The organism is Amycolatopsis jejuensis (assembly GCF_000717335.1).
GTDB classification, from domain to species: Bacteria; Actinomycetota; Actinomycetes; order Mycobacteriales; family Pseudonocardiaceae; genus Amycolatopsis; species Amycolatopsis jejuensis.
In genome coordinates this window covers 248,636-268,128 of record NZ_JNYZ01000004.1, presented here as the reverse complement: position 1 = coordinate 268,128, position 19,493 = coordinate 248,636, and the positions used below count along the sequence as shown (strand labels likewise).

The following is a 19,493-nucleotide window of genomic DNA, read 5'->3' as shown; positions in this document are numbered from 1 at the left end:
CCGGATGGAGCAGGTGACCGAAGCCGCGATCGACGATCTCCTGCGCGGCGCTGTCCACTTCGGCAGTGGCAGCGGTGGCGATCCCTATCTGGGACGCCAAATGCTGACCGCAGCCATCCGGCGGTACGGCCCGGTTCCGCTCGCTGATCCGTCCACAATGGACCCGGACGCGCTGGTACTGCCGGTGGCGTATGCGGGTCCGCCCTCCGTGCTGGTGGAAAAGGCACACGGGGAGGTGGACGCGGAAACGCTGCGCGCGGCGGTCGAGGCCAGAGCCGGGCGGAGCTGCGCGGCGGTGGTGCCGGTGCAATGCGCCGGGGTGAATGCGGCGGTTCCGCTCGCGGTGGCCGCGCAGCTCGGGCTGCCGTGCCTGGACGCGGACCTGATGCGCCGGTGCTTCCCGTCGATCGACCTGACGATCCCGCGGCTGGCCGGGTACCCGATCCAGCCGGTGACGATGGTCGGTGGCGCCGGGGTGCTGGCCGAATTCTCGACCGGCGACAGCGCGGTACTGGGCGAGCTGCTGCGCGCGGTCCTGCCCGGCCTCGGGCTGACCGCCCTGATCAGCGCCTACCACCTCACCGCAGGCGATTGCGCCCGCCTGGACCTGGGTGGCTCAGTCAGCGAGTGCACCCGGATCGGCGCCGCCCGGTCCCAGCCGGAGTACCTGCTCGCCTGCCGCGGCCGCCTGCTGTGCCAGGGCACGGTGGTGGAACTGATGCAGAACTCCACGGACACCTGGCCGCGCGGCGTGGTCTCCCTGCACACCCCCGAAGGCTTCGTGCGGATCGACTTCCAGAACGAAAACCTGATCGTGAGCCGCGAAGGCGTGGTACTGGCGACGGTCCCGGACCTCATCAACCTGGCCGACCCGGCCTCGGGCACGTTGATCCAGACCATCGACCTGACCGTGGGCCAGGACGTCGACGTGGTCGCCAGCCCGGCCGACCCCCGATGGCACACCCCGGAGGGAATCGCGATGGCCGGTCCGCGGGCGTTCGGATACGCGGTGGACCCGGTCGGGCACCTCACCTGAGCAGGATCTCCGTCACCTCGTCGGGATGGGTCACGATCAAGTCGTGCCCGGCCGGAATCGAATGGTGTTCCCACCCGGAGTCCTCGCGGGCCGCCGCGAGCAGGTCGTCGGCCCAGGTCGCCGGGAACTTCTCGGCTCGGACGAACGTGCGGCGGACGTTGTCGACCCCGCCGGCCAGGTCGACGGGTTCCTCGAGGGTCGACAGCGGATGGTCGGTCAGCCGGGAGCTGAGCCACGCCGCATCGGCCGGGTCGTCGACGCCGAGGGCTTCCGCAGTGAACGCGCTCGGCGGCACCCGCCAGCCGTCGCCTGCCTCGCGGGCCAGCTGCCGCAGCAGGTCGGGTACCCCTTCGGTCTCGCCGAGGAGGTCCATCGCCGACTGGCCGCTCGCGGGTACCAGCGCGTCGAGGAAGACCAGGTGCCCGATCCGTTCCGGGACCCGGTCCGCGACGACCGCCGCGACCAGTCCGCCGTAGCTGTGCCCGCACAGCACCGCGTCGTCGATGTCCTCGAACTCCAGCAGCCCGATCACGTCTTGAACGTGCGTTTCCAGCGTCACCGACGGCTGCAGCAGGTGACCGCGGTCGGCCAGCCCGGTGAGCGTCGGAGCGTACGCGCGGTGGCCTGCCGCGCGGAGCCGGTCGGTCACTCGCCGCCAGCACCAGCCACCGTGCCAGGCGCCATGCACCAGTACCACGTCTTTCACCTGCCGACCTCCCAACCGTCCGTGCCGTCGCCTCCGAGCCTGTACCCCCGGGCGCCGCGGCGCGAGACCCGCGGATTCAGATGGCGAAAACGCCGCCGCGGCAGCCGTTTCACGGTCTGAAATCGCCTCTCTTGCCGACCCGGCGGGACGCGGGGGAGGTTGGGGGCCGACCGCGAACCTGGAGGGACGATGGAGCGCAGCACACAGCTGGAGCTGTACCGGACGATGGTGCTCATCCGCACCTACGAGGAGGCCATCCTCCGCGAGTACCACGCCGACAAGAAGCCGGTTTTCGACATCGGCGCCGGCCTGATCCCCGGCGAGATGCACCTCGCGGCGGGGCAGGAGCCGGTGGCCGCCGGGGTCTGCGCGCACCTCACCGCCGCGGACGCGGTGACCGCCACCCACCGCCCGCACCACCTCGCTCTCGCACACGGCGTCGACCTCCGCCGGATGACCGCCGAGATTTTCGGCCGCGAGGACGGGCTCGGCCGCGGCCGGGGCGGGCACATGCACCTGTTCGACCCGTCGGTGCATTTCTCGTGTTCGGGCATCATCGCCGAGGGTTACCCGCCCGCGCTCGGGCAGGCTTTCGCGTTCCGCAATGCGGGTAAGGGAAATATCGCGGTGGCGGTCACCGGCGAAGGTGCGGTGAACCAGGGCGCCTTCCACGAATCGCTCAACCTGGCCGCGTTGTGGAAATTGCCGGTGGTCTTCGTCGTCGAGGACAACGACTGGGGCGTCTCGGTTCCGCGCAGTGCGTCCACTTCGGTCAGTTCCAATGCGGTTCGCGCGGCGGCGTATGGGATTCCCGGGGTCCGGGTGGAGGACAACAACGTCGAAGCGGTCTGGGAGGCTACCCGGGAAGCCGTGGAACGGGCCCGATCCGGCGGCGGGCCGTCGTTGATCGAAGTGCACACTTTACGGCTGTGGGGCCATTTCGAGGGTGACGCGCAGGCGTACCGTTCCGATCTGGAAAACGTCCCCGGCCGCGATCCGATTCCCACTTACCGTGCGCAACTCGAGCTCGACGACCGCGCCGCCGACACCATCGCCGCCGACGCGAGTGCCCGCGTGGAGGACGCGATCGCTTATGCCAAGCGAAGTCCTGAACCGGACCCGAAATCCGCCCTGTCCTACGTCTTCGCCTGAGGAGGCTTGATGACTGCCACCGCAGCCACCGCGAAAACCCGTACTCTCACCACCGCCAAGGCCATGGTCGAAGGAATCGCGCAGGAAATGCGGCGCGATCCGGCGGTGTTCGTGCTGGGGGAGGACATCGGCACGTACGGCGGGGTGTTCAGCTCCACCACCGGCCTGCTCGACGAGTTCGGCGCGGACCGCGTACTCGACACCCCGATCTCCGAATCCGCCTTCATCGGCCTCGCCACCGGCGCCGCCACCGAGGGGATGCGCCCGATCGCGGAACTGATGTTCGCCGACTTCTTCGGCGTCTGCATGGATCAGATCTACAACCACATGGCCAAAATCCACTTCGAATCCGCGGGCAACGTGAAGGTGCCGATGGTGATCACCACGGCGGTCGGCGGGGGCTATTCCGACGGTACCCAGCATTCCCAGTGCCTGTGGGGCACTTTCGCGCACCTGCCCGGGATGAAGGTCGTCGTACCGAGCAATCCGGCCGACGCCAAAGGGTTGATGATCTCGGCGATCCGTGACGACAACCCGGTGATCTACATGTTCCACAAAGGAATCATGGGCCTGCCGTGGATGGCCAAGAACCGGCGGTCGGTCGCGCCGGTCGAGTCCGAGCCGTACGAGATCCCGATCGGGAAGGCTGCCATTCCCCGCGCCGGGTCGGACGTCACGATCGTCACCCTGTCGCTGTCCGTGCACCACGCCCTCGACGTCGCGGACGACCTTGCCGCGGAAGGGATCGACTGCGAGGTCGTCGATCTGCGCAGTGTCGTCCCACTCGATCTGGACACCATTCTCGAATCGCTCGGCCACACCGGCCATCTCGTCGTGGTCGACGAGGATTACCTTTCTTTCGGCCTGTCGGGGGAAATCGTGAGCCGGGTCGTCGAAAAGGATCCGGCGCTGTTGCGTAAACCGCCACTGCGCGTCGCGGTCCCGGACGTCCCCCTCCCGTACGCCCGCCCGCTGGAGCATGAGGTGCTTCCCGGCCCTGCCCGCATCCGTCAGGCCGTGCTGGAGGTGCTCGGCCGATGACCGACGTGCTCTTCCCGCACATCTCCGATGCCGACCCGACAGCGGAAGGAGTCCTGTCGACCTGGTTCGTCAAGGACGGCGCGGACGTCGCCGTGGACGAGCTGCTCGCCGAGGTCGCGGTGGACAAAGTCGACATGGAGATCGTGGCCCCCGCGCCGGGCCGGATCACGTTGCTGGCCGGCGAGGGGGACGTCATCCAGCAGGGCGCCGCCGTCGCGCGCATCGCCTGATGCAGCTTTTGCCGCGCATGCGGCGACCGGACAAGGGGCAGCGGATTCGTCCGAACAACGCAGCAAGGAGAACCTCGACGTGGAAGTGAACCAGCCTGGCCCGGCAACGGGCACCGTCCGGCAAGACCACGACAATGCGCCGGACCTGCGCGTGACCCGGCGCGTCGCCTGGGCCGCGGTGATCGGCACCGTCGTCGAGTACTACGACTACGGCGTCTACGCCTTCCTCACCACTGCACTGGCCACGGTCTTCTTCCCGGCCGGTGACGGAACCGCGTCGCTCTTGGCCACGCTCGCCGCGGTTGGCTCGGCGTATGCCCTTCGCCCGATCGGGGGCCTGCTCTTCGGGCACCTCGGGGATCGGATCGGCCGACGGCCGGCCTTGGTCATCGCAATTCTGGGAATGACCTTCGCGACGACCGTGGTCGGAATTCTCCCGACGCATGCGGCCTTCGGCATCGGCGCGACTGTGCTGCTGATTCTGATTCGCGTAGTCCAAGGGCTTTCCGCAGGCGGGGAGGTGGGTGGCGCGACGGCTTACGTCGCGGAATTCGCGCCGCGGGGCCGCCGGGGATTGTTCACCAGTCTGATCCAGATCGGGTCGATCGGCGGCAGCCTCGCGTCGGCGATGCTGATCCTCCTGTTCCGATCGGTGCTCACCCAGGAAATGTTGTTGAGCTGGGGCTGGCGGATTCCGTTCCTGCTGGCACTGCCCATCGGATTCGTCGGGCTGTTCATCCGGAGCAGGCTCGACGAGTCACCGGCCATGCGAGCGCTGGCGGCCGAGGAGAAGCGGAGTTCGTTCCCATTGGCGGAATTGCTGCGGGAGCACCGGGCGAAGATCGTACAAGGGTTCGGCGCGAGTGCGTTGATGGCCGGTGGCGTGTACATCACCTTCTTCTATGCGCAGGTACATCTTCAAGCCGTCACGCACCATTCGGGGGCGCTCGCCACCTTGGCGGTGACGGTTGCGATGTTGGTGGCCTGCCTGTGCATTCCGCAGTTCGGCCGCCTTTCCGACCGGATCGGCCGGAAACCGGTATTGCTCGGCGGGTCCATCGGACTGGCGGTGCTGGCGATCCCCGCTTTCGTCGCCTTCGGGTCCAGTCAACCGGCGGTGGTGATCATTGCCGACACCGTTCTGGGAATACCGGTCGCCGCCATTCTCGGAGCCAACCTCGCCATGCTCACCGAGCTTTTCCCGGCACAGGTCCGGTACACCGGGATCGCGTTGGTCGTGAACCTCACGGCCATTGCGTTCGCCGGTCCGACACCGCTGGTCTGCGCCTGGCTGGTGAGCGTGACGGGAATCAAGATCGCCCCCGCGTTCTACCTGGTGGCGTTCGCGGTGGTTTCGTTCGGCACCTTGCTGACGCTCAAGGAAACCGCAGGGCGGGAATGATGGTGCGCCCGGCCGAAGTCCTTCACCAGGACGATTCCCGGGAGTTCTGGGAGTTCGCCCGGTCTCGGAAGCTGGCCATGCAGCACTGCGGTGCCTGCGGCCGGTTCCGGTGGCCGTGCGGTCCGCTGTGCCCGTACTGTGCGTCCGATTCCTTTTCGTGGCAACAGCTTCGCGGAACCGGGCGACTGGTCGGCTGGGTGGTGTACCGGCGGGAGTACCTCCCCGGCTTCCCGCCGCCGTACGCCGTCGGCCTCGTGGAACTTGACGAGGGCCCGCGCTTCACCGCGCTCCTGGACATTCCGCCGACCAAGCTCGATGCGGATCTTCGCGTGCGCGTGAAGTTCAGCCGGGCGCAGAATTCCGACCAGCTGCTCCCGGTGTTCCGCCGGGACGATGCAGAAAAGAGTGAGTGAAGAAATGATCGAAGACATCCTGGTGGTCGACGCGGTTTCGCACGCGTACAACCAGAGTCCGGAGAACTACCAGGCCGACCCTGACCTGTGCCGCGAGTTCGCGGAAATGGGGTACCACGGTCTACACCTCGGTTTCCAGCCGCGCGGGGAGACGAAGTGGATCCTGGACGAGGAGCGGTTCTACAACGGCATGGACCCGGAGATGATCGGGCACGCGTTCTTCTCCGAAAGCCCCACCGACATCGCCGTCTACCATTCGATCCCGCTCTATGGGCTCTTCAAGGACGGCCTTTCGCCGCTGTGGGTCGGCAAGGAAATGCGGGACCGCTACGAGGGCCGGGTCTACCTGTACGCGGGGATCAGCCCGTTCGAGGACGGGGTGCTGGACAAGGTCGACCAGCTCGTCGAGGAACAAGGCGTGCTCGCCCTGAAGGTGTATCCCGGCGACATCATCGACGGCGTTTTCCACGACTGGCGGCTCGACGACCCGGAGATCGCGTTCCCGATCATCGAGCGTGCGCAGTCGCACGGATTGCGGACCATTGCGGTACACAAATCCCAGCCGCTCGGCGCGGTACCGATCGGCCCGTTCAACGTGGGTGACCTGGAACGTGCGGCCATGGCTTTCCCGGACATGAATTTCGAAATCGTGCACGGCGGGTGGGCGTTCCTCGAAGAAACCGCCAGCCTGGTCGCGCGGTTCAAGAACGTTTACGTGAACCTCGAAGCCACGAGCGCGTACCTGCACAAGGCACCGATGATCTTTTCCACCATCGTCGGGGCATTCCTCGCGGCCGGTGGCGTCGACCGGCTTCTGTGGGCCACGGGCGCGATGCTGTATCACCCGCGGCCGTATGTCGAAGCGTTCTGGGATTGGCAAATGCCGGAGTCCCTTCAGGACGGATACGGCTACCCGGCACTGTCGCGGGAGGACAAGGCAGGCATTCTCGGCGGCAACTTCGCGCGGATGCACGGGCTGTCGGTGGAGAAGCTGAAGAGCCGGATCGTCGACGGCCGGTTCCCGAAGCCCGAGGAATTCGCCGAGCCGTGGTCCGGCGGTCGCCGTGCGGTCGGAGCGTGATCGAAATGCTCGACGAAGCGACCGTGCGGCGTGCACTGAACACCGTCATCGACCCGTGCAGCATCACCGCAGGCTGCACGGCGGGCATCGAGGAACTCGGCCTCGTCCGCAGTATCACGATGGCGGAAACCGGATCCGGCACCGACGTCGACGTGCTCATCGGCGTCACCGAACCCGGTTGCATCATGGGGTACCCCTTCGTGCAGGAGGCACGTCGGCGGTTGGCGGAGCTCGACGGCGTCGGCACGGTACGGGTCAGTTTCTCGCACGACCACGACTGGACCCCGGCGGACATGTCCGAGACCTACACCGCCCGGCTGGAAGAGCACCGCAGGCAGCGGCGGGCCCGCACCGGGGACCGGATCGGCCTGCCTCTCACACCGGTCACATGACCAGCGGATTCGACGTCGTCGTCGCGGGCCTCGCGTTCCCGGAGGCCCCGCGATGGCACGACGGCGCGCTGTGGTTTTCCGACATCCACGACGGCCGCGTCTACCGGCAAAACGGCGCGCTGACCTGCGTTGCCGAGGTGCCAGGGTGGCCGTCCGGGCTCGGGTTCCTGCCCGACGGGCGGCTGTTGGTCGTCTCGATGACCGAACGCCGGGTGTTGCGGCTCGATCCGGACGGCCTCGCGTGTCACGCGGACCTCACCGGCATCGCGACGTGGCACACGAACGACCTGGTCGTCGACCGGCAGGGGCGCGCATACATCGGCAACCACGGCGACGGCAGTTCGTTCGGCGAACCGGCGAGACCCGCGGACCTCGCGCTGGTCGGCCCGTCCGGGACTACGCGGGTCGCAGCGTCCGGGCTGTCCGTGGCGAACGGGATGGTACTGCTGGACGACGAACGGACGCTGGCCGTTGCGGAGACGCGATCCGACCCACCACGGGTGACGCTGTTCGACGTCGGGCTGGACGGCACGCTCGCCAACCGCCGTCCGCTGATCACCCTTGACCAGGAGGCGCCCGACGGGCTTGCGGTCGATCCGGAGGGGAACGTCTGGGTTGCTTCGCCGTTGACCCGGGAGCTGCTCTGCGTCACGCGGTCGGGGCGCCTCGCCGGTCGGATGAAGACCGGACAGGCGCCGCTGTCGTGCGTTTTCGGCGGGGCGAGGGGAACCACGTTGTTCGTGTGTGAAAGCGACGCTTGGGGACACGAGGAATCGCGGACGCGGCGCGTCGGCCGCGTCACGGTCCGTGAGCTTTGATCGGGAGGAATGCCTGTGGGTACCAGATTCGACGGCCGGGTTGCGATCGTCACCGGAGCCGCGTCGGGGATCGGCGAGGCCACGGCGCGGGTGCTTGCCGAACAGGGCGCTCGCGTCGCGGCTTTCGACCGCAACGCGGCTTTCCCGATCGATGTCACCGATGAGCACGCCGTACGCGAAGGTGTTGCTTCGGTGGTGCGGGAATTCGGCCGCCTCGACATTCTCGTGAACTGTGCCGGGATCATCGCGCGGGAAGATCTCGCACACACCACTTCGGACGTCCTCAGTGGACTGCTCGACGTGAACGTCGGCGGATATGTCAACCTGCTCCGGGAATCCGTGCCGTTTCTCGCGGAGGCCGACGGCGCCGCGATCGTGCAGGTGGCTTCGGTTGCGGCGCACGTCGGATACGGCTATCCCGCTTACACCGCGTCGAAGGGTGCGATCCTGGCATTGACCCGGCAGCTCGCGGTTGACCTTGCTCCGCAGGGAATCCGGGTCAACTCGGTGAGTCCGGGAGCGATTGCCACCGCGATCAATGCCGATACGTTGCAGAATAACGGAATTCCGCTCGGCCGGGTCGGCAGGCCGGACGAGATTGCTTCCGCCATTGCGTTTCTCTGCAGTGCCGAAGCGTCGTACATCACCGGTTCGTCGCTGGTCGTCGACGGCGGTCTGATCAGCACGGTGGGCATCAATGCGCCGCGCGGGTGAGGCGGTCGTGCTCGGTGCCGGGGCCACCGAGATCGTCCGGGGTACCAAGGAATCGCCGCTGAGCCTCGCCGCGCGGAGCATCCGTGCGGCCGCGCAAGACGCGGGGGTCGAGCTCAAGGCAATCGACGGCATCATCGTGAACGTCGGCTCGCCGCACGGCGTCGATTACGACGTGCTGTGCGAACGACTCGGGCTCACGGTGCGGTTTGCCGACCAAAAGTGGGCGCACGGCAGGTGGGCCGGTGCCTGCGTACAGGAAGCTGCACTCGCGGTGACCGGCGGGCTTTGCGACGTGGTGGCGGTCGTTTTCGCGATGCGCAACCCTTCGCAGGTCTTCGGCGGAGTGGGTGACGTCGAGGGAACGCGGGAGGGCGGCGGACCGCACGGCGAACTTCCGCATTACGGCCTCACGGCGCCCGGTTCCGGAGCGGCGATGGCGTTGCGGAGGTACCTGAACAAGTACTCCTTGCCGGAGGACGCCTTGGGACACGTCACGACGGCGATCCGGCACAATGCGTCGCTCAATCCGCGGGCGGTGTTCCAGCAGCCGTATTCCTTGGCCGAGTATGCGAAATCGCCGTTGGTGATCGAACCGCTGCGCCGCCTCGACTTCAGCGTGACGGCAGATGGTGCGGTATGTCTGCTGATTTCCCGTGGGTCCGGCGGAATCGTCATCGCCGGAATGCAGGGGGTGCGGTCCGGACCGCAGGAATTCGTGTTCGCTCGCCCGGGACTGGGGGTGCAGCAGCAGGAGGACGTTCCGTTCACCCCATCGTCGTGGGATCTCGCGGCCCGCGGAATGGCCGGGGTGTCGGCTCAGGACGTCGATGCGTTCTACACCTATGACGCGTTCTCCCCGCTCGTGTGGTTTGCCCTGGAGCGGCACGGATTCTGCGGCGAGGGCGAGGCGCCGGAATTCTGCCGGGACCAGGCCTTGCGCGTTTCCGGCCGGTTGCCGGTCAATACCAACGGCGGCCTGTTGTCCGAAGGGCATCTGCTCGGCTACGGCCAGCTTTACGAGATGGTGCAGCAATTGCGCGGCGCTGCGGAGGACCGGCAGGTGCCGGACGCGGAAGTCGTGCAATGGGGGACGTGTTTCGGGGACAGCCTGGTGTTCACCAAGGCGTAGGTAATTCTAGTCGTGGAGAAGAGCATGTACGAAAGTCCTTACCAGGCAACGCAGGAGCGGACCATTCCGGCGATGGTCGAATCCTTCGAGCAGGTGGCCGGGCCGCAACCGATCGTCATCGCGGAGGACGGCTCCGGTGATGCCGGGGAATTCCTCCGCGCCGCCCGTTCAGTGGCGGCCCGGTTCCGGCAGCTCGGCCTCGAACCGGGCGAACGTGTCGGACTGCTGGTCGCGAATGGCTGGCGGTGGATGGCGACCGCGGTCGGCGCACATCTTGCGGGCCTTACCGTGGTGTGCCTCAACACCTGGTATCGCGAGGACGAACTCCGCACCGCGGTCGAGCGGACCGGCGTGCGGCTGCTCATCTCGCAGCGGACGTTGTGGGGAATTTCGTGGGAGGACATCCTCCGTCGAGCGGGCTTGCTCGAAGCCGATCTCGGTACCGCGTTCTGGGAGCGCGACGGTGTGCTGGAGCTGCCGCTGGACGGGCCGGGCGACGACCCCGCGTCGTCCGCGAAACCGGAGGACATCGCCTTCATGGCGTTCACCAGCGGAAGCAGCGCGGAGCCGAAAGTGGTCACGCTGACCCACCGCGATCTCATGGACAACTGCTATCAAATCGGCCGCCGTCAGGATCTGCGCACGGGCGACCGGTTGTGGATGGCGACGCCGTTGTTCTTCGGATTGGGATGTGCGAACGGAATTCCGGTCGCGCTCACCAATGGTGCGACGTTGTGCATACAGGAACGATTCGAACCGTGGGAATCAGCCGCGTTCGTCGAGAAGCACCGCTGCACTGTCTACTATGGACTCGGCCCGATGACGCGGGCCCTGCTGGATTCCGGCGCCGCCGCGGCGCACGACCTGAGTTCACTGCGCACCGGCATCACCGCGTTCTCCCCGGAGGAGAAACGCCTTGCGGTGGAAGAACTCGGCGTCACCGGAGTGTGCAGTGTGTACGGACTGACCGAAGGCTACGGGCACAGCACGATGACCCGCGCCGACGATGATCTGGCGACGAAACTGCACACCCAGGGAACGGTGCTGCCGACACAGGAGATCCGGATCGTCGACCCGGAAAGCGGAAAGCCGGCCGGACCGGATTCCGCGGCCGGGGAAATCCAGCTCCGCGGATGCGTGACGCAGGGCTACTTCAACGATCCGGAAAGCAATCTCCGGAGCTTCACCGCGGACGGCTGGTTCCGCACCGGCGACATGGGCCGGATCGACGAGCAGGGCAGGCTGATCTATTCCGGGCGGCTCAAGGAGATCGTCAAGGTCAACGGCATCACCGTTTCACCCGCCGAGGTGGAAGCCGTACTCGGGGACAGCCCGGTGGTGGAGGACGTCCACGCGTTCGGCTGGATCCTGCCCGGCCGGGACGACGAAACCCTGTGCTGCGCGGTCGTTCCCAGGCGTGGACAAGAGCCGGGTCGCCTTGAAACCGAGCTGCGGGCGTGGTTGCGCAGCCGGGTGGCGTCGTACAAGATCCCGGGCGCGTTCGTGTTCCTCGCCGCGGATCAGCTGCCGATGACCGACAGCGGGAAGGTCAACAAGCGGCTCATCGGCGAGACGTACTTCGCCGGGAGCGCACAGTGAAGGCGCTGGTCACCCTGGGTGCGGGCCAGGTCGGGTTCCGTCCGGCGGAAGTGCCCGACCCGATGACTGGGGACCGCGACCTGCTGGTCGAGGTCCGGGCGGCGAGCCTCAACCGCGGGGACCTGCAGCACGCTGCCGCGGCGGCGGGCGAGATCGTCCGCGGGTACGACTTCGCCGGGGTGGTCGTGCGTGCGTCTCCGGCCGGTGGCCCGCCGGTCGGGAGCCGGGTCGCCGGTCTCGTACCGGCCGGTGCGTGGGCCGAGCGCGTCGCGGCTCCCGTGGGTTCGGTCGCTGAGCTCCCTTCCGGTCTGTCCTTCGCCGACGCGGCCGCTGTCCCCGTGGCCGGACTGACTGCGCTGTACGCCCTCCGACAGGCAGGCCAGCTGCTCGGCCGGCGGGTGCTGGTGACCGGCGCTTCGGGCGGGGTCGGTGGCTGGGCGGTGCAGCTGGCCGCACTCGGGGGAGCGTCGGTCATCGCGGTCACCCGAGACCTGGCGAAGGCTTCCGCCTTGCGTGACCTGGGCGCGGCCGCCGTCGCAACTCCGGCCGACCTGCCCGCGGAACCGGTTGACGTGGTCGTCGACACCGCAGGCGGCGACTCCTTCACCGTCGCCATGGCCCGCCTGGGACCCGGCGGGATCGGCATCTGCGTAGGTAATCCGACCCGGCTTCCCCTGGCCCTGCCCGCCGGTTTCGGCGAACAGCGGGCCGCGTTCCGGATCACGTGGATCAGCGTGTTCGACGAGCTCACCCGGGCCGCCGGTGGCCGTGACCTGGGGTATCTGCTGGACCGGGTAGCCGCCGGTGAGCTGTCGGCGCGCGCGGGACACATCCTGAGCTGGACGGAGGTCACGCGGGGGCTGGACTACCTGAGCGACTCCGGAGGGAAGGTCGTGTTCACCTTCGGCTGAGCCGCTGGGACCGGCGGGTGCGTCTCGACGTTGTCGCCGGACCAGCCCGCGCCCCGGCTCGTGGGCGCCCAGCTCGTGCCCCGGCTTGCCGACGGCCGGGGACGAGCCGCGTACTTCGTCGGCCATGCATGGTGCTGCCCCGGCCCGCCTGCTCTCCGCCGAACCGCGATGCGTCCAGCCGAACCGACCGCCGGTACGCCGCCCCGGCCCACTTTGCTAAGGCCGGGACTCCGGCACCCCGGCCAGTGCCTGCGCAGCGAACCGGAGCTCGGCCGTCACCGAGTCGGCGATGGCGTCCTGTCTGCTGGACACGCCGATCGCCCACAGGTCGGCGGTGTCGGGGCGGGAGATCGTCGTCGCCGCGCACGTCACGTTTTCCCGGAACTCTCCGTGGTCCACCACGATCGCGCCCGGGCCCAGCAGCGCGAGCTCGTGCTGCAGTTCGCTGCGCGTGGTGTGCGTGCGGCTGGTGAACGGGCGGAGCTGCTCGGATTCGAACGGTCCCGGCTGATCCGCCCTCGGCAGCGCGGCGACCAGCGCTTTGCCGATCGCGGTCGCGTGCAGCGCGAGGTCGAGACCGGCTTGCAGGTCTTCGACGTGCGGGGACCCGGGTGCCTCGACGATGTCGGTGATCACGATCCGGCCGTCGATCATCAGCGCCAGGTGCGCGGAAAGGCCGGTCGTCTCGGCGAGCACCCGCAGAATGGACTGTGCACTCGGCGGGCGGACGAGCGAGTTCATCATGCCGTAGAAACGCCGCGCAATGGCTTCTCCCGCGACGTAGCTGCCATCCGACAAACGGTGCACATAACCCTCGTACGCGAGGGTGCGCAGAAGGTGGTACGTGGTCGAAATGTTCAATCCGGCCCGGCGCGCGATCGCTTTGACTTGCAGTCTCGGCTGCTCGGCGACAATGTCGATGATGCGCATTGCACGCGAAACGCTCTGCACGAAATCCGGCGGCGGATCCACGGGAACCGCACCGCCACCAGTGGTACCCGTGCTGTCACGAGGAGTGCTGGGCATGCGGTCTTCCACCTCTTCGGCACCGTTGCTCGGGGGTGCCGCAGAGTCTAATCCCGGACACCGGAAAGGTGTACTGCCGAAACCTCCTGAATCGTGGAAATGGGGGCAGGCGCAGATTTCACCTTCTGAAATGGTGAATGTCAGCTTTCGGTACCCGCGTGGACCGTCCGCACCGCCAGCCCCGCGATTGCCCGCAGTTCCGCTTCCCCCGCGCCCGCCCTGCTCATCACTGCCAGGGACTGGTTCACCGCGACCACGAACGACGTCAGGTCGTCCAGCGCCGGATCGGCCGGCTTGCCCAGTGCCGCGCGGACCCGGGTGCGCTGCCGGTCGACCAGGGTGCGGACCAGATCGGCGCTGTCCGGCGTCAGTGCGGCGATCTCGGCGGCCGACTGGGCGATCAGGCAGCCCTCCGGGAGGTCCGGGTCGAGGATCCGGTTGAGTGCCACCTCCAGAAACGCCTCGACCGCACCGGCCGGATCGTCCGGGTGTGCGGCCAGCGCGGCGTCGTACTGGTCGCCGTACCGCTTGCCGTAGTCCTCGAGTGCGCTGCGGAAGAGCGCGTCCTTGCCGCCGAAGGTGCCGTACAGCGAGCCGCGGCCGAGGCCGGTCGCGGTGCACAGGCTGTCCACCGACGTGTCCGCGTAGCCCGCGCGCCAGAACGCCGTGGTTGCGCTGGTCAGCGCTGCCGGTACGGCGAACTGCTTCTTCCCGGCCATACCCGCTCCTCTCCTCTGGGAATGATGGGTACCACATAATCTTGTACTAATCGTTCCAAGATGGCTACCTTCGAGGTCATGAACAGCCTCCCGCCTGGCTTCCGCAGTGAGTTCGTGACCACCGACCGGCTGCGCCACCACGTTGTCACCGGTGGCAGCGGTCCGCCCTTGCTGCTGATCAACGGCTGGCCGCAGACCTGGTACGCGTGGCGGCACGTGCTGCCCCCGCTCGCCGGGCACTTCACAGTGGTGGCTGCCGAGCCGCGCGGAATCGGCAAATCCGACAAAACGCGCGACGGGTACGACACCGGATCGCTGGCCGAGGACCTGGTCGACCTGATGACGGCGCTGGGGCACGAGGAGTTCGCGGTCCTCGGGCACGACGTCGGGATGTGGATCGGTTACGCGCTCGCCGCGGACCATCCGGAGCGCGTCACTCGGCTCGCCGTTGCAGAGGCAGCCGTGCCGGGAATCTCGCCCGAGGCACCGTTCTTCGGTTCCGCCGCCGCCAACAACCGGTTGTTCCACTTTGGATTCAACCGGCTCGACGGCATCAACGAGGAACTCGTCCGCGGTCGCGAAGCGCTCTACTTCGGACACCAGTTCGCGTCGAAAACCGCTGCTGCCAACGAACTTGAGCCGCACGCGGTCGAGGAGTACGTGTCTTCGATCGCGGCGGACGCGGATTCGCTGCGGGCGAGTTTCGAACCGTATCGCGCGCTCGAAACCACCATCGAGCAGAATCTGTCACGGCGGCAGCAGCGGCTGACCTTGCCGGTGCTCGCGATCGGCGGGGCGGAATCGACCGGGGAACTGGTCGGCCAGACAATGGAATCCGTCGCCGACGACGTCGAATCCCATGTCCTCGACGGTAGCGGGCACTATCCGGCGGAGGAACGGCCGGAGGAATTCCTCGCCCTGGTCCTGCCTTTCCTGACCAAGCAGCGGTGACCGGAATGCGATCGGCTTCCGGGATGGTGGCGGCGGCCTACGCCGTGGTCATGCTCGGCGGGACGATTCCGATCCCGCTGTGGGGAATCTGGGCGCACGAACTCGGTTTCGGGCTTTCGTGGTCGCGCTCGCCTTCGGGTTGTACGCGGCCGGTACCATGATCGCGCTGACCGCGTTCTCGTCCTGGTCGGACCACGTGGGACGGCGACCGGCGCTGATCACCGGACTGCTACTGTCCGCGCCGAACGTGCTCGTCGTGCTGGTGGCACGCGTCCTCGGCGGACTCGACGCCGGGATTGCCGTTGCTGCAGTGGCAATCCAAGTCAGCGGCGCACAGCCGTCGACGATCACGGTGCTCTAAGCGGTTTACCTCGGGTTGGTCGCGCTGGCGTTGGTCGGAGAGCGGCCTCGGGCGGGAAGGCGGCCGCTAGGGCTTCTCGAATACGCCGAGATGAAATACATCGCCACCAACTGGTAAAGGAGAAGGAATAGGCATCGGGTCCGCATCAGGTTCCGTTGCACCGCCCGCATCCGGTCACCGGCTACCGCGGACCCACGGTGCTGGGGCACGAGTTCTCCAGCGTGGTGGTCGAGGTCAGACCCGGGGTGCCGGAACGGTAGCTGGATCGGCTGGTGTCCTGGGTGGTGCAGTCCCGTGTGGACAGTGCGCGGCGTGTGCCGCCGACGAATCGGGGCATTGCCGGGAATACTGGGTCGTGGGGTTGCATCGGGACGGTGCACTGGCCGGTGCGGTCGTCGCCCCCATCCGGGTTTGCGCCGAGGTCGATTCCGCCGTGCTGACCCCGTAAGAAGCCGCCTTGGCCCAGCCGATGGCTATTGCCGTCCACGCCGCCGGCCGTGGTCGCCCCTCGCCGAGGGCGCGACCTGGTGGGGTCGGTGCCTGCCTGGTGCATGTCCTGACGCAGTGGGGAATCCCGGTCACCGCCGTCGACCACGATCCCGGTCGGTTGGCGGTTGCGCGGGAATTGGGTGCGGTTTCGTCGCTGCCCGCAGGTGCGGCGCTGGTGTACGAGGTGACCGGCGTTGTCTCGGTCCTGGAAACTGCGGTCGGCCCCGGGCGGCCGGATTGTGCTGGTGGGGATGTAGAAGAAGCCGCTGGCGGCGCCGTTGAACACGGTGACGCTCCGGGAGTTGCAGCTGATCGGAACGAACTCCCTGGTGCCGTCCGTTGATCTGCCGGAGGCGCTTCGCCTGCTGGCTGCGCGAGCCGGGCGGTGGGAGGTGCTGGCGCCGCGGGTGCTCGCGTCGGACGAAATGGTTGAGCAAGGTCCCACTCGTGGAGGGTCGTTCTCCGGTGGTGAAGGTGCTGGTCGTTCCCGGTGCGACGGAGAGCAGGCCGCTGTATGGCTGTGCAGCCCGTTGTGCCCGAAGAACCTACGCAGTAGTATGTCTTCTATGCACTTTGCGCTCACCGAGGATCAGCAGCTCCTCCAGCGGACAGCGGACGCCTTCGGTGCGCGCCATTTCACCGGTTCTCCGGTGGACGGCGTCTGGCGGCAGCTCGCTGACCTGGGGTTTGTCGGGTTGCTCGGGCCGGAATCGGGGGGTTCGGTCACCGACGCGTGTGTGGTCGCCGAAGTGCTCGGGCGGTACCTTGCGCCCGTTCCGTATGTCGGCACGGCAATTGCGGCGGCGGCAATGCTGCGGTACGCCCGGGGAGACGCCGAGGCGCTGGAGGAACTTGGCCGAGGGGAGCCGTTTTCGGTTCTCCTCGGCCGACATCTCGAGGAACCCGACGGCGAGGCCGTGGTCGCGTTCGACTGGACGCCCGGCGCGCGGGGAGTAGTGCTGGGTCCCGATGGGACAGCGATGGTGCATGAACTCATTGCACCCCAACCGGTTGACGACATCGATCCACTGCATCCCCTGTGTCAAGTTCAGGGTGTACCGGCGAGTGTCGCGAAGAGTGAGGGTGCGCGACGAGCCCGCGCAATCGCTTGGACCGGAACAGCTGCATGGCTGACCGGACTGGCCGATGGTGCCTTGCAACAAGCGACCGAATACGCACAGCAGCGAGAACAATACGGCCGCCCGATCGGATCTTTCCAAGCAATACAACACCTGTGCGCCGACATGCTGGTGGACGTCGAGACTTCCCGCTCCGTCACCTATGGCGCATCATGGGCGGTAGAACATGCACCGATCGACGAAGCGGAACGGCTTGCGTCCGCCGCGAAATCCCATGCGGGAGCGGCGGCACTCCGAACGTGCGAGGCCGGAATTCAAGTCCTCGGTGGAATCGGCGTCACCCAGGAACACAACGCACATCTGCGGTTGCGTACCGCGCATCTGCACAACGCGGCATTCGGCAGCGCGGAAGCGCCGTTGCTGTTGCTCGCCGACCGAGTTCTCCAGAAGGACACCATCGATGGATTTGCGTGACTCATCCGAAGAAGCTCGTTTCCGCGCTCGGCTGTGTGCTTGGCTCGACGAAAACGTTCCCGCGGAACCGGAACCGGCGACGCTTGCCGAACGCTGGCCGTACCTGGTCGCCTTTCAGCAACGGCTCTACCGCGGCGGCTGGGTCGCCCTTTCGTATCCGAGGGAATTTGGCGGACAGGGTCTCGGCCCGACGGAGGAGGCGATCCTCAGCGAGGAATTGGGGCGGGCCAACGCGCCGAGCCTGATCCCGCTGGGACACCTCGGTCGTCCGCTGCTCACCTTCGGCACCGAAGAACAGCGGACGCGTTACTTGCAACCGTTGCTGTCGGCCACCGAGATCTGGTGCCAGGGCTTTTCGGAACCGCAAGCCGGGTCCGACCTCGCCGCCCTGCGCACCCGCGCGACCCGTGACGGCGCGGAATGGGTCCTCAGTGGACACAAGATCTGGACCAGTTACGGCGTCTTCGCCGATTTCTGCTTGCTGCTCGCGAGAACCGGTCCGGACGATTCCCGTCACCGCGGGATCTCGGCCTTCATTGTGCCGCTGGACACGCCCGGGGTCACGGTGCGGCCGATCGTCCTTGCCAATGGTGAGGAGGAGTTCGCCGAGATCCATCTCGACGCGGTCCGCATTCCGGCGGCGAACATTCTCGGTGCGCCTGGTGACGGCTGGCAAGTCGCGATGGAAGTGGTGAACTACGAGCGTGGTGCCGTCGAAACCGGGTACCTGCCGAAATTCGAACGGTATCTCTCGGAATTGGGCAGCGTGGTACGGAATGGGGCGGTCCCGCCGGATCGCGCGACCTTGCTGGCCTTGGGGGAGGCGGCGGCGTCGGTCGAGGTGTTGCGCATGCATTGCTTGCGCACATTGAGCGACCGCGCGGCGGGAATCCCGCCCGGACCGGAAAGCTCGGTGGACAAACTGCTGATGACCGCGGTGGAACAAGGGTTGATGCGGGTGAGTCTTTCGCTGCTCACCGACACCACTGCACCTGGTCGCGCGGAATGGTTCGGCCGTTACCTGTATGGCCGCGCGGGAAGCATTTACGGTGGTTCGGCGCAGATCCAGCGCAATATCCTGGCCCAGCGCAAGCTCGGGCTGCCGCGCTGAGCGCTCAGGCGAGAATCCCGCCCACCGCGTAGTCGGCGAACACCGCGGCGATGTCGTCGCGGTGGGCGGCGGTGTCGCGGGACCCGCCCGGGTGGTACCAGACGTGCATCCAGTTCACCGAACCGAGCACGGCCTTGGTGACCAGCTTGACGTCGGTGTCACGGAAAACGCCCGCCTCGACGCCGTCTTTGATCACTTTCACGAAATAGTCCTCGAACTGGCGGCGCATTTTGAGGATCTTCGCCTTCGCCGCGTCCTGGTTACGGCCTTCTCCGGCGAGGTTCATCTCGATCTGCCCCTGCCCGGGGCCCATGTAGGTGTAGTGCTCCATCATGTGCAGCGCATGCCGGCGGACCATTTCCCGCAGCTTCTCCTGCGGCGTGAGATCGTCGCGCGCGGCGGTGGGCCCGACCGCCTCCAGCGCCCATTCGAGCCCCTGGTGGTGGATGCCGATGAACAGCTCGCCCTTGGTGCGGAAGTAGTGGTAGATCCGGCCCTTGGTGCAGCCGAGCACGTCGGCGACGTCGTCGATCGAGGTGGCCGCGTACCCGCGCTCGGAGAACGCCAGCGCCGCCGCGTCGAGGATCTCGTGGGCGCTCATCTGGCGCTTGGCGTCGAGCGCACGGCCCGATCCGATCTGCTGCCTCATGAGAACATAC

Annotated in this window: 21 protein-coding genes; 17 read left to right on the top strand and 4 right to left on the bottom strand. The window is 67.4% G+C overall.

Annotated features, from left to right (window positions below):
• The first annotated feature begins 4 nt into the window (after positions 1-4).
• Positions 5-1,036: an S-methyl thiohydantoin desulfurase family protein gene (locus OO71_RS06025; protein WP_033288596.1), complete on the top strand. Its 1,032-nt coding sequence runs from the start codon at positions 5-7 to the stop codon at positions 1,034-1,036.
• On the opposite strand, the gene OO71_RS06020 is transcribed toward OO71_RS06025, so the two are convergent.
• A complete protein-coding gene (locus OO71_RS06020; RefSeq protein ID WP_033288595.1) occupies positions 1,029-1,742 on the bottom strand; it encodes an alpha/beta fold hydrolase in 714 nt (237 codons plus the stop codon). The two genes, OO71_RS06025 and OO71_RS06020, sit on opposite strands and share 8 nt — an antisense overlap.
• A 189-nt stretch (positions 1,743-1,931) precedes the next feature.
• Here OO71_RS06020 and OO71_RS06015 point away from each other — a divergent pair, with 189 nt between their 5' ends.
• From OO71_RS06015 to OO71_RS05960, 12 genes are all read left to right on the top strand, one after another.
• On the top strand, positions 1,932-2,894 hold the full coding sequence (locus OO71_RS06015) for a thiamine pyrophosphate-dependent dehydrogenase E1 component subunit alpha (protein WP_033288594.1): 963 nt from the start codon (positions 1,932-1,934) through the stop codon (positions 2,892-2,894).
• Positions 2,895-2,903: 9 nt separating this feature from the next.
• The gene (locus OO71_RS06010; RefSeq protein ID WP_033288593.1) at positions 2,904-3,935 is read left to right on the top strand and encodes an alpha-ketoacid dehydrogenase subunit beta; all 1,032 of its coding nucleotides are present in this window, start codon (positions 2,904-2,906) and stop codon (positions 3,933-3,935) included.
• Positions 3,932-4,165, top strand: coding sequence for a biotin/lipoyl-containing protein (locus tag OO71_RS06005; RefSeq protein WP_033288592.1), 234 nt, complete (start codon positions 3,932-3,934; stop codon positions 4,163-4,165). Before OO71_RS06010 ends, OO71_RS06005 begins: the two co-directional genes overlap by 4 nt.
• 79 nt (positions 4,166-4,244) lie before the next feature.
• Complete coding sequence (locus OO71_RS06000) at positions 4,245-5,567, top strand: MFS transporter (protein ID WP_051791074.1); 1,323 nt, start codon at positions 4,245-4,247, stop codon at positions 5,565-5,567.
• Positions 5,564-5,980: a Zn-ribbon domain-containing OB-fold protein gene (locus tag OO71_RS05995; protein ID WP_084144735.1), complete on the top strand. Its 417-nt coding sequence runs from the start codon at positions 5,564-5,566 to the stop codon at positions 5,978-5,980. The genes OO71_RS06000 and OO71_RS05995 overlap by 4 nt, the downstream gene beginning before the upstream one ends.
• Positions 5,973-7,061 (top strand): amidohydrolase family protein, encoded by a 1,089-nt coding sequence (locus OO71_RS05990; protein ID WP_162186036.1) that lies wholly within the window; start codon positions 5,973-5,975, stop codon positions 7,059-7,061. The genes OO71_RS05995 and OO71_RS05990 overlap by 8 nt, the downstream gene beginning before the upstream one ends.
• A 5-nt stretch (positions 7,062-7,066) precedes the next feature.
• Positions 7,067-7,453, top strand: coding sequence for a metal-sulfur cluster assembly factor (locus tag OO71_RS05985; protein ID WP_033288745.1), 387 nt, complete (start codon positions 7,067-7,069; stop codon positions 7,451-7,453).
• On the top strand, positions 7,450-8,271 hold the full coding sequence (locus tag OO71_RS05980; RefSeq protein WP_033288590.1) for an SMP-30/gluconolactonase/LRE family protein: 822 nt from the start codon (positions 7,450-7,452) through the stop codon (positions 8,269-8,271). The genes OO71_RS05985 and OO71_RS05980 overlap by 4 nt, the downstream gene beginning before the upstream one ends.
• A 15-nt stretch (positions 8,272-8,286) precedes the next feature.
• The gene (locus OO71_RS05975) at positions 8,287-8,985 is read left to right on the top strand and encodes an SDR family NAD(P)-dependent oxidoreductase (protein WP_051791067.1); all 699 of its coding nucleotides are present in this window, start codon (positions 8,287-8,289) and stop codon (positions 8,983-8,985) included.
• A complete protein-coding gene (locus OO71_RS05970; RefSeq protein ID WP_033288588.1) occupies positions 8,969-10,114 on the top strand; it encodes a thiolase family protein in 1,146 nt (381 codons plus the stop codon). The genes OO71_RS05975 and OO71_RS05970 overlap by 17 nt, the downstream gene beginning before the upstream one ends.
• 24 nt (positions 10,115-10,138) lie before the next feature.
• On the top strand, positions 10,139-11,713 hold the full coding sequence (locus OO71_RS05965) for a class I adenylate-forming enzyme family protein (protein WP_033288587.1): 1,575 nt from the start codon (positions 10,139-10,141) through the stop codon (positions 11,711-11,713).
• Positions 11,710-12,624 carry a zinc-binding dehydrogenase gene (locus OO71_RS05960; protein WP_051791066.1) on the top strand — a complete coding sequence of 305 codons (915 nt, stop codon included), beginning with the start codon at positions 11,710-11,712 and terminating at the stop codon, positions 12,622-12,624. Before OO71_RS05965 ends, OO71_RS05960 begins: the two co-directional genes overlap by 4 nt.
• 216 nt (positions 12,625-12,840) lie before the next feature.
• Here OO71_RS05960 and OO71_RS05955 read toward each other — a convergent pair whose 3' ends face one another.
• Together OO71_RS05955 and OO71_RS05950 are read right to left on the bottom strand one after the other, a co-directional pair.
• On the bottom strand, positions 12,841-13,650 hold the full coding sequence (locus OO71_RS05955; protein WP_156096190.1) for an IclR family transcriptional regulator: 810 nt from the start codon (positions 13,648-13,650) through the stop codon (positions 12,841-12,843).
• Between the two features lie 140 nt (positions 13,651-13,790).
• Entirely contained in the window at positions 13,791-14,369 is a 579-nt protein-coding gene (locus OO71_RS05950) for a TetR/AcrR family transcriptional regulator (RefSeq protein WP_033288586.1), read from the bottom strand.
• 78 nt (positions 14,370-14,447) lie between these two features.
• Between OO71_RS05950 and OO71_RS05945 the strand changes: the two genes are divergently transcribed.
• From OO71_RS05945 to OO71_RS05925, 4 genes are all read left to right on the top strand, one after another.
• Positions 14,448-15,320 carry an alpha/beta fold hydrolase gene (locus OO71_RS05945; RefSeq protein WP_245633577.1) on the top strand — a complete coding sequence of 291 codons (873 nt, stop codon included), beginning with the start codon at positions 14,448-14,450 and terminating at the stop codon, positions 15,318-15,320.
• Positions 15,321-15,399: 79 nt separating this feature from the next.
• Entirely contained in the window at positions 15,400-15,681 is a 282-nt protein-coding gene (locus OO71_RS05940; RefSeq protein WP_156096189.1) for a hypothetical protein, read from the top strand.
• A 1,055-nt stretch (positions 15,682-16,736) separates the two neighbouring features.
• Positions 16,737-17,723 carry an acyl-CoA dehydrogenase family protein gene (locus OO71_RS47045; protein ID WP_051791060.1) on the top strand — a complete coding sequence of 329 codons (987 nt, stop codon included), beginning with the start codon at positions 16,737-16,739 and terminating at the stop codon, positions 17,721-17,723.
• Entirely contained in the window at positions 17,710-18,834 is a 1,125-nt protein-coding gene (locus tag OO71_RS05925) for an acyl-CoA dehydrogenase family protein (RefSeq protein WP_033288582.1), read from the top strand. The genes OO71_RS47045 and OO71_RS05925 overlap by 14 nt, the downstream gene beginning before the upstream one ends.
• Before the next feature lie 4 nt (positions 18,835-18,838).
• Here the strand turns inward: OO71_RS05925 and OO71_RS05920 are convergent, their stop codons facing one another.
• Positions 18,839-19,483 carry a TetR/AcrR family transcriptional regulator gene (locus OO71_RS05920; RefSeq protein ID WP_051791057.1) on the bottom strand — a complete coding sequence of 215 codons (645 nt, stop codon included), beginning with the start codon at positions 19,481-19,483 and terminating at the stop codon, positions 18,839-18,841.
• Between the last annotated feature and the right edge of the window lie 10 nt (positions 19,484-19,493).

Excerpts from the sequence above, each read along its gene's own strand:
- OO71_RS06025 (WP_033288596.1), top strand. The coding sequence starts at position 5 with ATGGAGCAGGTGACCGAAGCCGCGATCGACGATCTCCTGCGCGGCGCT.
- OO71_RS06015 (WP_033288594.1), top strand. The coding sequence starts at position 1,932 with ATGGAGCGCAGCACACAGCTGGAGCTGTACCGGACGATGGTGCTCATC.
- OO71_RS06010 (WP_033288593.1), top strand. The coding sequence starts at position 2,904 with ATGACTGCCACCGCAGCCACCGCGAAAACCCGTACTCTCACCACCGCC.
- OO71_RS06005 (WP_033288592.1), top strand. The coding sequence starts at position 3,932 with ATGACCGACGTGCTCTTCCCGCACATCTCCGATGCCGACCCGACAGCG.
- OO71_RS05995 (WP_084144735.1), top strand. The coding sequence starts at position 5,564 with ATGATGGTGCGCCCGGCCGAAGTCCTTCACCAGGACGATTCCCGGGAG.
- OO71_RS05985 (WP_033288745.1), top strand. The coding sequence starts at position 7,067 with ATGCTCGACGAAGCGACCGTGCGGCGTGCACTGAACACCGTCATCGAC.
- OO71_RS05980 (WP_033288590.1), top strand. The coding sequence starts at position 7,450 with ATGACCAGCGGATTCGACGTCGTCGTCGCGGGCCTCGCGTTCCCGGAG.
- OO71_RS05970 (WP_033288588.1), top strand. The coding sequence starts at position 8,969 with ATGCGCCGCGCGGGTGAGGCGGTCGTGCTCGGTGCCGGGGCCACCGAG.
- OO71_RS05965 (WP_033288587.1), top strand. The coding sequence starts at position 10,139 with ATGTACGAAAGTCCTTACCAGGCAACGCAGGAGCGGACCATTCCGGCG.
- OO71_RS05955 (WP_156096190.1), bottom strand. The coding sequence starts at position 13,650 with ATGCCCAGCACTCCTCGTGACAGCACGGGTACCACTGGTGGCGGTGCG.
- OO71_RS05950 (WP_033288586.1), bottom strand. The coding sequence starts at position 14,369 with ATGGCCGGGAAGAAGCAGTTCGCCGTACCGGCAGCGCTGACCAGCGCA.
- OO71_RS05945 (WP_245633577.1), top strand. The coding sequence starts at position 14,448 with ATGAACAGCCTCCCGCCTGGCTTCCGCAGTGAGTTCGTGACCACCGAC.
- OO71_RS47045 (WP_051791060.1), top strand. The coding sequence starts at position 16,737 with ATGCACTTTGCGCTCACCGAGGATCAGCAGCTCCTCCAGCGGACAGCG.
- OO71_RS05925 (WP_033288582.1), top strand. The coding sequence starts at position 17,710 with ATGGATTTGCGTGACTCATCCGAAGAAGCTCGTTTCCGCGCTCGGCTG.
- OO71_RS05920 (WP_051791057.1), bottom strand. The coding sequence starts at position 19,483 with ATGAGGCAGCAGATCGGATCGGGCCGTGCGCTCGACGCCAAGCGCCAG.